The sequence below is a fragment of the Microcoleus sp. PH2017_34_RAT_O_A genome (assembly GCF_020737885.1).
Lineage (GTDB): Bacteria > Cyanobacteriota > Cyanobacteriia > Cyanobacteriales > Microcoleaceae > Microcoleus.
Genome location: NZ_JAEQDD010000042.1, coordinates 20,535 through 36,227, shown reverse-complemented (window position 1 = coordinate 36,227; position 15,693 = coordinate 20,535). Strand labels below are relative to the sequence as shown.

General features: G+C 47.4%; 11 protein-coding genes. 7 read left to right on the top strand and 4 right to left on the bottom strand.

Annotated features, from left to right (window positions below):
* Both JGK11_RS15655 and JGK11_RS15650 read right to left on the bottom strand, forming a co-directional pair.
* Nucleotides 1-445 (bottom strand): dihydrofolate reductase family protein (locus JGK11_RS15655; RefSeq protein ID WP_293189243.1); only part of this gene is annotated, 445 nt, incomplete at its 3' end.
* Between the two features lie 82 nt (nucleotides 446-527).
* A complete protein-coding gene (locus JGK11_RS15650) occupies nucleotides 528-1,082 on the bottom strand; it encodes a Uma2 family endonuclease (protein WP_293185503.1) in 555 nt (184 codons plus the stop codon).
* A gap of 13 nt (nucleotides 1,083-1,095) precedes the next feature.
* Between JGK11_RS15650 and JGK11_RS15645 the strand changes: the two genes are divergently transcribed.
* Nucleotides 1,096-1,305 carry a hypothetical protein gene (locus JGK11_RS15645; protein ID WP_293185504.1) on the top strand — a complete coding sequence of 70 codons (210 nt, stop codon included), beginning with the start codon at nucleotides 1,096-1,098 and terminating at the stop codon, nucleotides 1,303-1,305.
* Nucleotides 1,306-1,495: 190 nt separating this feature from the next.
* Here the strand turns inward: JGK11_RS15645 and JGK11_RS15640 are convergent, their stop codons facing one another.
* Nucleotides 1,496-3,715: a hypothetical protein gene (locus JGK11_RS15640; RefSeq protein WP_293212235.1), complete on the bottom strand. Its 2,220-nt coding sequence runs from the start codon at nucleotides 3,713-3,715 to the stop codon at nucleotides 1,496-1,498.
* Complete coding sequence (locus JGK11_RS15635; protein ID WP_293212234.1) at nucleotides 3,708-5,750, bottom strand: ATP-binding protein; 2,043 nt, start codon at nucleotides 5,748-5,750, stop codon at nucleotides 3,708-3,710. The genes JGK11_RS15640 and JGK11_RS15635 overlap by 8 nt, the downstream gene beginning before the upstream one ends.
* 654 nt (nucleotides 5,751-6,404) lie before the next feature.
* On the opposite strand from JGK11_RS15635, the gene JGK11_RS15630 reads away from it, so the two are divergent.
* From JGK11_RS15630 to JGK11_RS15605, 6 genes are all read left to right on the top strand, one after another.
* On the top strand, nucleotides 6,405-6,707 hold the full coding sequence (locus tag JGK11_RS15630) for a photosystem I reaction center subunit IV (protein WP_293185507.1): 303 nt from the start codon (nucleotides 6,405-6,407) through the stop codon (nucleotides 6,705-6,707).
* A 35-nt stretch (nucleotides 6,708-6,742) separates the two neighbouring features.
* Nucleotides 6,743-7,702 carry a DNA-formamidopyrimidine glycosylase gene (locus JGK11_RS15625; protein WP_293185508.1) on the top strand — a complete coding sequence of 320 codons (960 nt, stop codon included), beginning with the start codon at nucleotides 6,743-6,745 and terminating at the stop codon, nucleotides 7,700-7,702.
* A 340-nt stretch (nucleotides 7,703-8,042) separates the two neighbouring features.
* Entirely contained in the window at nucleotides 8,043-8,258 is a 216-nt protein-coding gene (locus tag JGK11_RS15620) for an NAD(P)H-quinone oxidoreductase subunit O (protein WP_293185510.1), read from the top strand.
* Between the two features lie 177 nt (nucleotides 8,259-8,435).
* Complete coding sequence (gene mdh, locus JGK11_RS15615; protein ID WP_293185511.1) at nucleotides 8,436-9,389, top strand: malate dehydrogenase; 954 nt, start codon at nucleotides 8,436-8,438, stop codon at nucleotides 9,387-9,389.
* A gap of 869 nt (nucleotides 9,390-10,258) precedes the next feature.
* Nucleotides 10,259-10,384 (top strand): hypothetical protein, encoded by a 126-nt coding sequence (locus tag JGK11_RS15610; RefSeq protein WP_293185513.1) that lies wholly within the window; start codon nucleotides 10,259-10,261, stop codon nucleotides 10,382-10,384.
* A 481-nt stretch (nucleotides 10,385-10,865) separates the two neighbouring features.
* The gene (locus JGK11_RS15605) at nucleotides 10,866-15,425 is read left to right on the top strand and encodes a PAS domain S-box protein (RefSeq protein ID WP_293212232.1); all 4,560 of its coding nucleotides are present in this window, start codon (nucleotides 10,866-10,868) and stop codon (nucleotides 15,423-15,425) included.
* Nucleotides 15,426-15,693 lie beyond the last annotated feature (268 nt).

Sequence of the window (15,693 nt, the reverse complement as noted above, 5' to 3'; positions counted from 1 at the left end):
ATTCATCTATTGTGGAACGGGCTTCTAGCCCGTGCTCAGCAACAGGCAAGATGCCTGTTCCACAAGACAATTCATCTATTGTGGAACGGGCTTCTAGCCTGTTGCTGACATCTGTATCATTTCCCGTTAACAGCCAGCGGGGAACTGGTTGCTGGAAAAATCGCCAGTTGGGGTCAAATTTGCGCGATCGCGAACACACAATTTGCACCGGTTGTGGGGGCTTTCCTTGCAGTTTCCTTTGTTCTAGCAAATCGGGTGAAAAGACTCTCAGAGTAGTTCCATAGGCGCGTAAAGTGCCGTTTCCGAACAAAACTGCGTCACTGGCGGCGACTTGTTGTTCGAGGTGAGATTTGTCGTTAGCTGAACCGAATCTGGCGGCGGTGAGGGCGGTATCTGTAATTTTGCCATCGGCACTCATGGCGAGTATTACTGTTGTGTGAATCATTCGATTTGGGATTTAGGGTTCGGGATTTTAGAATACAAAAAACCCAGCGGTTGAAATCGCCGAGTGTTTCTACCTCATTTACCTAATTCCCGAATAAACGATCGATCGCAACTGAAACATTTGGAAAAGCGAGGGGATTAATATTACCGTGAGTCAGAGTTTCTCTGAATTGATAGCCAGCATCGGTAGGATCTCGAAACACGATTAATTCCATAGTTCGCAAATTGACAACCCAATACTCGGCAATCCCGGCGGCGGCGTAAATTTTGTTCTTAATTCCCAAGTCTTTAGTCAGAGTAGAATTGGAGTATTCTATCAGCCAAAAGATGTTTTCTGGATAGGGATGATGTTCTCGATAATTTTGTCCCAAACGTTGAATTATAGCGATATCTGGTTCGGGTTCGGAGTTGTTAAGTGGCAAGGTAATGGGCTTACCTTGTCGCACTTTAGCCCGATCGCCTAGCAAGTAAATTAGGTACTCTCCAGCCTCATCGCTACAGTAAGCATGAGATTCTCCTTCGGGAGCCATTTCGATTATTTCTCCACCGATTAGTTCAACTTTTCGCCCTTCCAGAATGCCGGCTGCAATGATGCGGTGGTAGTCTGCAACCGTCCATTTTACAGTTGTGACGCTCACGGCGATTACTCCTGTGTTTTTATTGTTATTTTACAGTCGATCGCACATTTCTCCCAAAAACCCGATCGCCCATCCACCCAAAAATGCGATCGCACATCCACAAAAAACCCGATCGCCCATCCACAAAAAACCCGATCGCCCATCCACCCAAAAACCCGATCGCCCATCCACAAAAAACCCGATCGCCCCATCAATCCATCAACCCAAAAACCCCGGCGGTTGAAACCGCGGCTACACAGACAAAACCCGCCTCCGCGGGTTGAAGATTTACCCGATGATTTTCCATCTCCGAATACCCTCTTCGTCCGCGGAGGCGGACATTGTTTGTGTAGACGCGGTTTCTAACCGCCGGGTTTTTTCCGAAATACTTCCCTACAACCCACAGATGTGGACAAAAACCTCGCTGTCAACTGTCAACTGTCAACTGTCAACTGTTTAACTCCCTCCAATCGCAGGAAATGCACCCGGCCCGATCGATCGCCCGCTACAACTGTCACTCCATCAGCGGCGATCGCACAACAATCAAACCTAGCATCTCCGCTGAAACTAGCAACCTCTTTGCCACTAAGCAAATCCCAGATTTTGAGGGTGTTATCGGATGAAGCGGAAACCGCTATGAGGCCGTCTGGTGCGATCGCGACTTCTTGTACCTCGTCAGTATGACCGGTGAGGGTAAAAAGTTCGGTGTCTGTCTCGATGTCCCAGATTTTGACGGTTTCATCCCTTGAAGCGGAAATCGCGGTTTTGCCAGAAAGTGCGATCGCAACTGCTTTTACCTCGTCAGTATGACCGATCAAAGTTGTGAGTTCGATGCCACTGAGTAAATCCCAGACTTTTAGGGTGTTATTCCTTGAACCAGAAATCGCTGTGAGACCGTCTGGTGCGATCGCAATTGGTATTACCCAGTTAGTATGGCCGGTGAGAATTCTCAGTTTTTTGCCACTAATCAAATCCCAGATTGTGAGGGTGTGATCCGTTGAAGCGGAAATCGCTGTCAGACCGTCGGCTGCAATCACGACTGCTAATACCCTGTTAGTGTGATAGGTGAGAGTTCTCAGTTCCCTGCCATTAGGAAAATCCCAGATTTTGAGAGTGTTATCCCCTGAAGCTGAAATTGCTATTTTGCCAGAGGGTGCAATTGCAACTGCTGTTACATAACCAGTATGACCAGTGAGAGTTCTCAGTTCCCTGCCACTAAGCAAATCCCAGATTTTGAGGGTGTTATCGCCTGAAGCGGAAATCGCTGTTTTGCCATCTGGCGCGATCCCAACTGCTGATACATAATCAGTATGACCCATAAGAGTTATGAGTTTCTTACCACTGTCGATGTCCCAGATTTTGAGAGTTTTATCCAATGAAGCCGAAATCGCTGTCAGCCCGTCGGCTGCGATCGCGACTGCTTTTACCTCGTCATTATGGCCGATGAGAGTTGTTAGTTTTCTACCACCGTGGATGTCCCAGATTTTGAGGGTGTTATCCCGTGAAGCAAAAATCGCTGTTTTGCCATCTGGCGCAATCGCGACTGCTAATACCCATAACGTATAGTCGGTGAGGGCTCTCAGTTGGATGCCAGTGTCGATATCCCAAATTTTGATGGTGTTATCGTCTGAAGCGGAAATCGCGGTTTTGCCGTCTGGTGCGATCGCGACTGCTGATACATAATTAGTATGACCGATAAGAGTTGTAAGTTCTCTACCACTTTCGATGTCCCAGATTTTGAGGGTGTTATCCTCTGAAGCGGAAATCGCTCGTTTGCCATCCGGTGCGATCGCGACTCCCCATACCGAGTCAGTATGACCGATGAGAGTCAAAAGTTCCCTTCCGCTGTCTGTGTCCCAGATTTTTAAGGTGTTATCGCATGAAGCTGAAATCACTGTTTTGCTATCTGGTGCGATCGTGACTGCTGATACCGAATCAGTATGACCGATCAAAGTTCTCAGTTCTCTTCCGCTGTCTGTGTCCCAGATTTTCAGGGTGTTATCCCATGAAGCGGAAATCGCTCGTTTGCCATCCGGTGCGATCGCAACTGCCGTTACTGGGTCAGTATGACCGATGAGAGTTCTTAGTTGCCTACCGCTGGCTGTGTCCCAGATTTTGAGCGTGTTATCCTCTGAAGCGGAAATCGCTGTTTTACCGTCTGGTGCGATCGCCACTGCCCATACTCCATCAGTATGACCGACAAGCGTCCGCAGCGCCCCTTCATTTGCCCGCTCTAAATTAGCCCTCAAAGGCCGCAGCCAAAGACTATTTTTCGACTGCTTGGCTTGTTCCAGCAACCCCTGAATATCAGTCATTTCAAAATCTAGCAACCTCCCCAATAATTGCCCTACTAATTCAGTTTTATCCCTATCCAAAACGTGCGCCGACTTCCGAATTGCCCCCTGAATCAACCCCAAACTTTCCCCTTGCCCCTCCGACAACAAAACATCAGAAACCCTCGCCAAATCATAATCCTCAATTAACCCTTGAACTCCCACCGCATCCAACTTCGCCTCAATAAAATCAAAATCCGTCAACAACTGATGCAGCCGTTCCCCTTGAACACTCTGGGCCAAATGCCCCGGCAGAGTTTCCAAAGCATAAAGCCGCTTTTTCGGCGACAGTTTCCCCAACCGTTCTTTAAACTTACTCATCGCCGTACAAATCCTCCCACAAATTATCAGAAATCGCCGTTTCAATATCCCGCAGCGACACCCCAGCTTTCTGCACCACATCTATACGATGCAAAAATCTTTGGAAACTCGCGTGATAGATACTGTAATCGGGAGGACTATCACCGCTACGCCGCAGAAACTGTTCCCAATCATCGAGAACTTCCTGCACATCCAAAGCATCTTCCTCAGCAAAATCCGCCAAAATATCGCAACAAACCGGCTTGCGAGTTTTCGTCAACAAATAAATCACCTTCAACTTCCGGCGGCGCAATTCTTTATCTTTAACCGCCATTTCCATCCGCGCCCAATGCTTCTCATAATATCCTTCCAACTCCCTCGGCAAATCTTGCAAATTCACATCGCTATACTTGCCGCTATCGATATCATTCAGCACGTAGCGCAGGTACATAAAATTATTCTGGCTTTTTTCCGCCACCGCCGCCACAAACTGTTCGCGCTGCAAATTTTGACGGTTAATCCAACTCTGAATAGACGCGCTGTTGCTGGTGCGTTTGTCAATATAAACCTTGACATCTGCCAAACTTTCTGCACTGTACTGCATCAAATCAAAAACCTGATGATTTGGCAAAGGCAGAGTTTTCGGCTGCTTCGACACAATAAAATAAACATTATCCGGCAAAGCATCTGGCAAATACAAAACATTGCTGCCGCGCCCCTGCAAATTCAAATCCACTTCATCCAGGGCATCGACGACAATAATCAACTTTTTTCCGCCCAATTTAGCGCTGACTTCCCCCAACAATCGACTCAGAAAATTGCCATCTCTCGTCGCATTTTCCGGCAGTTGCGGATAATTTAGTTGATAGCGTCGAATTAACTGAGTGCAGGCATTTTCCAGAAATTGTTCGGCGCGGACAATGCCTTGAGATTGCGAGTTAAAATGGGCGACGCAGCGCCGCTTCAGCAGCAGCACTAACTTCGCCATAATTGAACTTTTGCCGACACCCGGATCTGCTTCTAAAACAAAATAGCCTTTGCGATTGTTCTGCAAAAATTCGGCAATTGCTGCAAATACAAATCGCCGTCCAGTAAAGTCTTGAGTCCGGTCTGCAATAATCGTTTCGCACTCGTAGGGAAGCGGCAATCGAGGCGCGGAAATATCAACAAATCGTTCCAGCAAATTCTGAATCTGCGCCAAATCATCGCGGATTCCAATTTCTATGGATTCCAATTTCACCATCACTTGACAAATCTGCTGCTGTGTCGCCACGGCTTCCAATTTTTGCAGAATCTCCCCATTTTGCAGCCCCAAATCTCTCAATTCAGTCAAAGCAATTTGGTGCAGATTCAACAGCATCGCTGCAAACTTTTCGCCTCCCTTCGCCGCATCCAGTTTCAGCACTTCCCGGTACGCTTTCGGAAAAGTTGCATACAGCTTGTTCGCCACAAATTCCACGATTTCCCCATCGAAGGATTTGCCCTCGCTGCTGGCGAATTCCCCCAGGAAAGTTGCCCAATCTGCCGGTGTCAATCCGGTAACGCGATCGAACTCCTCGGCATCGGCAGAAAAAATCCCAGTTAGCTGCTCTTCTGAAATCTGTAAACCCCTTGACAAATCGGCTGTACTCGTGTTAATATCCAGCCAGTATTTGGGAGTTTTCTCAGCTAATTGATCTAAAGCCTGTTGTGGAGAAGACAGATTTTTGCTAAGTGCAATCGCCTTTAGTCGATCGGACTTGGCAACCTCTAGCAAAATATAGCCGATCGCCTCACCCGCAGCCTTAGTCAAATCATGATTGTCCAGAATATTCGGATTTTTTGCCAGTTTTTCCGTCATCCGATTTCCGAGGTCATTCGCCGCGATATTCCCCGCAATACTAGCTGCAATCGTTGCTAAAATAGAAATCCCCCCAACCGTTGGATTGGCAATCACACCCAATGCTGCTGTCACACCCGGATTAGCGATCGCGCTGGCAATCATTGGCGCAACACCCATTATCGCACTGCATCCAATTACCCTAACTTTAGTATTAGCTAAATCTACTAACGACATAATTTAAATACTTCTCATACTTTGGAATAGTTTAGCGCGGCGAGATAATTAAATACAAGGTTAATTTACCGCCTTTAATATCAGCTATTTAGTCGTCTTTAGACGACTTTAGCTGTGAGACAGGGGTTTTCAACCCCTGGCGGCCCCAGCAACTAGCTGAGGGCCTCCGCCACCCCTGGCGGCCCCATTGGTCAATAACCAGGTCAAACGTAGTCACAGACTGCTGTTTACCCCCGAGGCCAGATCCCCCCTTAGCTTGCCCCCTACTCCCCCTTCTTAAGGGGGGGACAGGATTCCAATCAAAGTCCCCCTTCTTAAGGGGGATTTAGGGGGATCTGGCCTCAGCAACAAACGAGAGATACAAAAAAGGGTTCCAGGCTTAAGTTGACAACAAACTGGCCGCCCCGCTCTCCTATTTGTAAACTTTTTTGTCAACCCGATCGCACAGCTTGTATTTAACGGATAATGTCTGTTTATTTATTTTTGTCCCCCAGCGATCGCCCTCAAAACAACTTTACTTTTCTTTACAAACCAACAACCAAAAGACGGCGCCGAACACAATAATTTCGTTACAGACTTTAAATGCGACGCGCGATCGACTAAAGTAAAAAAAATGGCTTTATCCGTTTATTCATCGCAAAGGAAACAAAGCTCATGGTTCAACGCGGTTCGACAGTCCGGATTCTCCGCAAAGAATCCTTCTGGTATCAAGAAGTGGGCACCGTTGCTACGGTAGACCAAAGCGGCATTAAATACCCAGTTATCGTTCGCTTTAGCAGCGTCAATTATGCCGGCGTCAACACCAACAACTTCGCCCAAAGCGAATTAATCGAAGTGTCAGCACCCAAAGCCAAAGCCAAAGCACCAGCAGCACCAGCAGCACCAGCCGCAGGAAAGGCACCAGCAGCAAAAGCAGCAGCCAAACCAGCAGCACCAGCCGACGGCGCTCCTAAATAAGGCTAACCAAATAACTAGACTCAAGAGCGCTAATTGTGCCAGAACTGCCAGAAGTAGAAACTATTTGCCGGGGTTTGAACCAACTTACCCTCGATCGCGAAATATTGGGCGGAGACGTGCTGTTACATAGCTCGATCGCCCGCTCAATCTCTGCGACCGATTTTTTGACAAAACTCAAAGGAAAGTCGATCGCATCTTGGTACAGGCGCGGCAAATACCTCCTGGCAGAACTATCGCAATGGAGAGGGGGAGAGGGAGAGAGTGGGAGATCGGGAGAGGGGGAGAGGGGGAGAGTGGGAGAATTCTCACCTCAAACTTTCAGTTCTTCTCTTCAATCTTCTTCCTTCTCCCTTCTGCCCTCAAATGCTGGCTGGTTGGGCGTTCACCTGCGGATGACCGGACAATTGCTGTGGGTAAACCAATCCGAACCCCTACCAAAACACGCCCGAGTCCGCCTATTTTTTGCAGGAAACCAAGAATTACGCTTTGTAGACCAACGCACCTTCGGGCAAATGTGGTACGTCCCCGCAGAAACCGAGGTTTCCAGTACAGTCACCGGCCTCAAAGTCCTAGGCCCGGAACCGTTTTCCGACGAATTTACCACAGAATATTTAGCCCGCAAGCTGCACCGACGGGCGCGACCAATTAAAACAGCATTGCTAGACCAGTCACTGGTAGCGGGTTTGGGCAATATCTACGCTGACGAAACTTTGTTTTTGTCGGGAGTGATGCCGACAACTCTGTGCGCTGATTTGACAGAAGTGCAAATCGATCGCATTCATACAGCTATTATTCAAGTTTTACAGCAGGCGATCGCCTCCGGCGGCACCACTTTTAGCAATTTTCTCAACGTCCAAGGCGTCAACGGTAACTACGGTGGCGTCGCTTGGGTGTACAATCGCGCCGGTCAACCCTGTCGTACTTGCTCAATGCCGATCGAAAAGATAAAATTAGCAGGGCGATCGACTCATTACTGCCCCGCGTGTCAGAAATAACCAGGAAGGTACGTTCCTCGATCAAAGAGCGCTGAAGCGCAACTACGTACCTAATACGCAGGAGGGTACGATCATCGATCAAAGAGCGCTGATGAAGCGCAACTACGTACCTAATACGCAGGAGGGTACGATCATCGATCAAAGAGCGCTGAAGCGCAACTACGTACCTAATACGCAGGAGGGTACGATCACCTTTGTTTTTTACCAAAATATTTGCTCCAAACCCTCAATCTCAGTTCAAAAACCTGGTTTCTTGCTTCGAGTGCATCAGTTATATCTACTATTAAAGCCAAATCGGCATTAAAATTTGTATACTTTTATAAATGAAACAGAGCAAATTATGGCAATCAAAAAAGGTAGCATAGTCCGCGCAATTCGCGAGCAACTCGAAAACAGCCTAGAAGCCCAAGCCAGCGATCAGCGCTTTTCCTCCTATCTATTTGAAAGCAAAGGCGAAGTGATGGATGTTCGCGGCGAGTACGCCTTCGTCAAATTTGGTAAAGTCCCCACCCCCAATATTTGGCTGCGCGTAGACCAACTCGAAGATTTTAAGTAAACTCACAGTTATAGACGTAACTCTTAGGTACGTTGTTGCGCTTGGGCGCTCTTTCATAGATCGAAGAGCGCCCAAGCGCAACAACGTACCCACTCAAAGGTAACGTAGATTACATACAGTGCACTCGATCGCACTTAAGCTCATTCTTAAAATCTAAAAGTTAGCATCTAAAATCGCATGAATCCCCCATCAACCCGCGTATCAATTATTGGTGCAGGCAAAGTCGGTAGCACCTTAGCCCAACGAATTGCCGAGAAAAATCTAGCAGATGTAGTATTGTTAGATATCGTCGAAGGTTGGCCGCAGGGCGTTGCTTTGGACTTGATGCAAGCAAGGGGAGTCGAACGGCACGATCGCCAAATTGTCGGTACAAATGATTATATAGATACAGCCAACTCAAATATCATCGTCATTGCCGCCGGTATCCCCCGCAAACCCGGTATCAATCGCGAAGATTTAATTAAAATCAATGCTCAAATTGTCACAGAAGCTGCCAAACAGGCGATCGCCCATTCCCCCGAAGCAATCTTAATTGTAGTCACAAATCCCCTAGATATTATGACATATCTAGCCTGGGAAGCTTCCGGTTTGCCAAAACACCGAGTCATCGGTATGGGCGGCATTCTCGACTCCGCCCGCTTTCAAACTTTTATTGCCATGGAATTGGGCGTTTCCATTGCCCAAGTGTGCGCCACAGTCATCGGTTCCCACGGCGATTTGATGGTTCCCTTACCGCGCTATTCCACAGTCAACGGCATTCCCATCGCTCAACTGATGGATGCAGGGGCGATCGATCGCATCGTACAGCGGACTCGCCACGGTGGCGCCGAAATAGTAGGATTGATGAAGAATTCTAGCGCCTATTTTGCACCCGCATCTTCCGCCTGTTTGATGGTAGAATCAATTTTACTCAATCAGTCGCGACTCTTGCCTTGCTCAGTTTATTTGAACGGTCAATACGGCGTGCAAGATATATTTTTAGGTGCTCCCTGCCGCTTGGGATATCAGGGCATCGAACAGATACTGGAACTCGAACTTAGCGATGCAGAAAGAGCCGCTTTTCAGGATTCTGGTAAACTGGTTTTGCAAAGTATTGAGGAAGCCGAAACCATACTGAAGAATGCTGGTTAAGCAAGTCAGCAGAAAGTATCCGGCTTGTGCACCCGAAAAAATGTACAGCCTCAATATTTCGGGTGAGACAATTTCATCAATAAGACTTACGCAGTCTCGACTCAAAAAGCCCGGTTGATTATTTTTACCCCTCTTGATTTTCTCACTTAATTATTATGTTAAGAAACTAGGTTTCTGTCTCAGCCCCGATTTAACCTAAAATTCCTTGACTTTAGCCTAAAATGTGATATAGTTGAGTAATATATTGTATCAAAAATGTTAACCAACCCAACAAAAGCGCTCAAAAGGAAATAAAGTCTTAGAGCATCGGTTTTGTTGGTTTAATTTAAGCAGAGCCTACAACGAAAACCAACTGGTTGACCGGAAAACTCAGCTCGAATGAGGTGGATTTCAATAAGTTTAATAAATAGAAGCGATATCATAAAATAATTTGAAGGCCCGGCAAATCATCGAAATGATTCCATAGCTCCAAAATCTGGATTAAACCGAATTTAAAACAGATAAGTTGAGAATTCGAGAAAACCAGAGAAAACTCAAGAAAAGCCGATCGCCTAAATTCAAACAAATCTTCATAGAGGCACTCCCAACAGGATATTCGATCGCCAAACTTAGGACAATATCAATCGAGTTTGCGATAATCAGAAAAAGGTGATAATTGCAACCACAGGCGATCGGAAAAAAATGTCAAGATTAGTTCAGGACTCTGGGCGCGCTTGCGCCGTGAAACCGGGTTTCTGCTTTTCACTTTCGGAGATTCCCTGATTTAATTACCTTAAGATACCGGGTTGATGATTCAACAGTTGACAGTTGACCTGGGACAGTTGACAGTTTGAGAGCGACCTTTACCCTTAAGTCCGAGGATTGGAGTAATGAATAGTCTGATTTTAATTTCTCCCGCTCAGGGAGAGGCTTTCAACCAATTATTTCTGGTAAAACTCTCAATTATTGACAATTTATGCACTCTTCCCATCACCGATCGCCCGTTTTTACAGTAAATATACCAAGTTAAGCTCCTGGTTCGACCTCCCAATCTAGAAAAAATACGGAAATGCAGCGCGAGTAGCTGCTAAGTGCTAGGAGAAGGAGGAGAATTTGCCCTCTGCTTTTAGATTTACAGCAACCGCGCCCATCAGGGTTAGGACGTTCTCGCATGGCACAAACCCTTGCGTTCGATTGTTTCTTCACTTCGCTCAACTGTCAACCCTTATCTAAGCCAGCGAAGCTTTCAACTGTCAACTCTTCTCTAAGCAAGCTGTCAACTGTCAACTATCAAACGATTTTGGATTTTGGATTGGGGATTTTGGATTGGGGATTGTCAACTGTCAACTGTCAACCCTTATCTAAAGCGGGCAAGCTGTCAACTGTCAACTGTCAACTGTCAACTGTCAACTGCTATACCAGGCTCAACTTGCCGAGCGCTATTGGGATGCTATGTACCTCGATACCAAACCGCAAAATAACTAAACAAATAACAATATGTTTCATGAATATTTGTATCAAGAAGTAACCGACTTGCGCCAAAAGCTAGCTCACCTAGAAAGAGAAATGCAGTCTCAAACCTGGTTCAAAAAGCTGCAAGCGCTGATGGGAGTGATTGGCAAAATTCGTCAATCCTTAGACTTAGAAACAATATTCAAAATTACAGCCACCGAAGTTCGGCAACTCCTAAATGCCGATCGAGTCGCCGTTTACCGGTTCATTCCCGAATCCGACTGGAACGACGGCGAAGTAGTATCAGAAGACGTACTTCCCCAATTCAGCCCATCCCTGGGTGCAAAAGTTCACGATCACTGCTTCGGCGAACAATTTGCAGCCAACTACGCCAAAGGTTACGTTCAAGCTGTCAGCGACATCTACAAAGCCCGGTTGAGCCCCTGTCACCTCAGAATCCTCAAGCGATTTCAAATCCGAGCAAACTTAGTCGTACCCCTGCTACAAGGTCAACATTTGTGGGGATTGCTGTGCATTCACTCCTGCGGTCAACCCCGCGATTGGCAGGAAGACGAAATCGAATTTGCCAAACAAGTAGGAGAACATTTAGCAGTTGCAATTTATCAGGCCGAATTGCACTCGCAAACCCAAAGACAATTAGCAGAAATCGAATCGACGCAGCAGAAACTCCGCGACAGCGAGCAAAAATATCACCAAATTCTCGATTCGATCGCCGATATGGTATTGGTCAAAGGCCCAGAATCGAAAATCGTTTGGGCAAATCAAGCATTCCGCGACTATTACGGCATGACTGAAGAGGAACTTCAAGGCATTGTAGACGCACCTTTCTCCAATCCAGACAATACTCTCCAGTACATCAAAGATGACGCTTTCGTATTTGAAACCGGACAGACTCTGCAAATTGCCGAAGAACCGGTGACGCGCCACGACTCAGAAGTGCGACTGTTTAGCACAGTCAAAGCACCCATCCGCAACGAAGACGGCCAAATTACAATGACTGTCGGCGTCTCCCGGGACATGACGGAACGCAAAGCAGCAGAAGAAGCCGTCAAAGCCAGCGAAGCCAAATACCGTCGTTTGGTAGAAACCTCCCAAGACATGATTTGGTCGGTGAATGCCCAGGGGCGTTTCACCTTCGTCAACCCAGCAGTTAGATATATCTACGGTTACGAACCAGCAGAAATGCTCGATCGGCCTTTCTCGGACTTTATGACACCAGAACAAAGCCAGAAAGATTTAGAAGTTTTCGCCCGCCTCAAGGCCGGAGAATCAGTTTTTCAGCACGAAAGCACCCAAATCGCCAAAGACGGCAGCATCAAACATTTGATGTTCAATGCCATAGCCCTGTACGACGACAGCGGAAACGTCCTCGGCACCACCGGTACAGCCACCGACATTACCGATCGCAAACGGGCAGAATCCGCCTTGCAACACGCAAACGCCGAACTAGAGCGCAGAGTAGAAGCCCGTACCGCCGAACTGCAACAGACTTTTGCCGCCCTCAGTGTCAGCGAAGCCAAGTTCCGGACGATCGCAGCCACCATCCCCGGAGCTCTGTTTCAATTTTGCAGCCGCGATGGAGTGTGGAGAGTTGACTATATGAGCGATCGCATCGCAGATATAGCCGGCATCACCGCAGCAGAAATGATGGGAAACATCGCCTCTTTCATTTCCCACGTCCACCCCGAAGACCTCGAAAGCTTCATCGCTTCCATCAACGAAGCCGTTGAAAATACCTGCCTGTGGCACTACGAAGGGCGGTTAGTCAAGCCCGATGGCGAGATTCGCTGGTGGCAAGGCGACTCAATTCCCACCCGCAGCGAAACCGGCGAAATCGTATTTTCCGGTGTATTGCTCGACATCAACGATCGCAAAGTTGCCGAAACAGCCATCCGAGAAAGCCAGCGACAGCTACAAGAAGCCCAAAGACTAGCCCACGTCGGCAATTGGGAACTAGATACAACAACGGGAACCGTCACTTGGTCAGAGGAACTCTTCCGCATCCACGGACTCGAACCAGCGGCCACAGCACCCAGCCGAGAAGAGCAAATCGCTCTGATCCATCCAGAAGATTTAGAATTTTGGCATACAGAAGTACAGCGGGGAGTTGACTTCGGCATCCCCTTTGATTTTGACTTCCGCGTTTACCGCCCCGACGGTACCTTGCGACACCTCAACACCCTGGGCCGCGCCGAAATCGATGCCAGTGGCAAGGTGCTAAAATTGTTCGGCACGGCGATCGACATTACCGATCGCTTCCTTGCAGAAGAAGCCCTGAGACAAGCAGCAGCCGAGTTGGAAGACAGAGTGAGCGATCGCACTGCCGAACTTTCCCAAGCAGTCACTCAGTTAGAACAAGAAATTGGCGATCGAAAACTTGCAGAAGCAGCGGTGCAAGTTTCCGAACAAAACCTGCGAACAATCTTTAACAATGTCTACGATGCTATCTTCATTCACGATTTAGAAGGAAACATTCTCGATGTCAACAATCGAATGTTAGAAATGTACGGAGTGAGCCAGGAACAAGCAACAAAATTATCAATTATCAACGACTATTCAAGCGGCGATAATCCCATAGAACAAACGGCAGAACTTTGGGCTAGAGTATTAGCCGGCGAAACAGGTCGCATGGAATGGAAAGCGAGGCGTCCCAACGACGGTTCAACTTTTGATGCAGAAATTGCCCTGTCCAAAATCAATCTTAACGGCAATGTTAACATCATTGCCAACGTGCGAGATATTAGCGATCGAAAACAGGCAGAAGCAGAACTGCAACGCGCTCAACAATTTATGGAATCAGTCCTCAAAACCATACCCGTAGGAGTAGTTGCCAAGGAGGCCAAAGAGTTGCGATTTGTACTGTGGAACCCCGCAGCCGAAACTTTGCTCGGTTTCAGTGCAGCAGAAGTTATGGGCAAAAATGATTACGACTTTTTCCCCACAGAACAAGCTGATCTTTTCACCGCCAAAGACCGGGAAGTGCTCGACAGCGGGCAGATGGTAGAAATCGCCGAAGAAGATATTCAAACAGGCCAAGGAGAATCGCGGATATTTCACACCAAGAAAACAGCAATACTCGATGCTGATGGCACACCGCAATATCTATTAGCTGTCACCGAAGATATTACCGATCGCAAACTAGCAGAAATTGCCTTGAGGCGATCGTCCGCCCAACTCAAGCAGCAAGCCGATCGAGAAAAATTGCTCAACATTCTCACCGCTCAAATCCGCAATTCCCTCGACTTCGACAGCATCGTCACAGTCGCAGTTCAGGAAATTCGCGCTTTCCTGAAGATCGATCGCTGCAACTTTGCCTGGTATCGCGAAGACGGGGAGGAGCCTTTCTGGGAAATTATTAAAGAATCTCGCCACCCCCAACTTCCCGATTTAACAGGTCCCTATCGGGCTTCAGATTTTGGCCCCGTTGGAGAACAAATATTGCATATGGAAATAGTGCGGCTGGATGATGTCGAAACAGTCGCAGATCCTGCTTGGAAACAAACCATTCGAGGGATGGGCTACCAATCTGTATTAGCCATCCCCATGCAGGCACTTTCCGGGGTAATGAGCGCAATTACCTGCTGCAACAGCAATGTTGTGCGGCCCTGGAGCGATAGCGAAGTCGAATTGTTGCAAGCGATTACAGTTCAATTGGCGATCGCCCTCAACCAAGCCGATCTTTACGCCCAAACTCGCAATAAAGCTCGCGAATTAGAGCAAACCTTGCTGCAATTAACCAGCGCTCAATCGCAGTTAATTCAAAGCGAAAAAATGTCATCTCTCGGTCAACTCGTCGCAGGAGTTGCCCACGAAATTAACAATCCAGTTAACTTTATTTACGGCAATCTCAGCCATGCTAACGAATATACTCAAGACTTGCTGCACCTGATCGAACTTTACCAAAACTACTATCCCGATCCGGTGCCGGAAATTCAACAGGAAGTCGAAGCAATTGAACTCGAATTTCTAATGGATGACTTACCGAAACTGCTTTCGTCAATGAAAGTCGGTGCAGACAGAATTCAGCTCATCGTTGCATCTCTACGCACATTCTCCCGCATGGACGAAGCAGAAATGAAAGCCGTCAACATCCACGACGGTATAGATAGCACTCTGATGATTTTGCAGCACCGGGTCAAAGCAAAACCCAATTATCCCGAAATAGAGGTGATCAAAGAATACGGTCAATTGCCGTTAGTAGAATGTTATGCCGGACAGCTAAATCAAGTATTTATGAATATCTTGAGCAATGCTTTAGATGCTTTGGAAGAAAGAGATGCGCGGCTTTCTGTCGAGCAAATGCGGGAAAATCCCAGCTCGATCCGCATCTGGACTGAAATGCCAAAACCCGATCGAATATTAGTTCGGATTGCTGACAATGGCCCGGGCATGACAGAGACTGTCCGCAATCAACTTTTTAACCCATTTTTCACCACTAAACCTGTGGGGAAAGGCACTGGGATGGGCTTGTCAATTAGCTATCAAATTGTTACAGACAGACACAACGGCTCGTTGAAATGCACTTCTGCGCCGGGAGAGGGTGCCCAATTTGCGATCGAGATTCCGCTCAAAGCTAATCGCTAATCATAGGTACGTTGTTGCGCTTCAGCGCTCTCGATCTATGAAAGAGCGCTTAAGCGCAACAACATACCTAAAAGTTAATTTCTAGGTATCTCATTCCTAACCGCTTCTAACAACCTATCTAAATCTACTCATGAACAGCAAAACTAGAGTCAGTCCAAGTCTGCGGTGTAACTTCCTCAATGTAAAAAGTAGCGCATCACTGCTTGCTTACTGCTCGGCTTGGGCTCAACAGTAGGCTTGACCACAATTCCCCAGTTAGAGTTTGCGA

Coding starts and splice junctions, on each gene's coding strand:
- JGK11_RS15640 (WP_293212235.1), bottom strand. CDS start 3,715: ATGAGTAAGTTTAAAGAACGGTTGGGGAAACTGTCGCCGAAAAAGCGG.
- JGK11_RS15635 (WP_293212234.1), bottom strand. CDS start 5,750: ATGTCGTTAGTAGATTTAGCTAATACTAAAGTTAGGGTAATTGGATGC.
- JGK11_RS15630 (WP_293185507.1), top strand. CDS start 6,405: ATGGTTCAACGCGGTTCGACAGTCCGGATTCTCCGCAAAGAATCCTTC.
- JGK11_RS15620 (WP_293185510.1), top strand. CDS start 8,043: ATGGCAATCAAAAAAGGTAGCATAGTCCGCGCAATTCGCGAGCAACTC.
- mdh (WP_293185511.1), top strand. CDS start 8,436: ATGAATCCCCCATCAACCCGCGTATCAATTATTGGTGCAGGCAAAGTC.
- JGK11_RS15610 (WP_293185513.1), top strand. CDS start 10,259: ATGAATAGTCTGATTTTAATTTCTCCCGCTCAGGGAGAGGCTTTCAAC.
- JGK11_RS15605 (WP_293212232.1), top strand. CDS start 10,866: ATGTTTCATGAATATTTGTATCAAGAAGTAACCGACTTGCGCCAAAAG.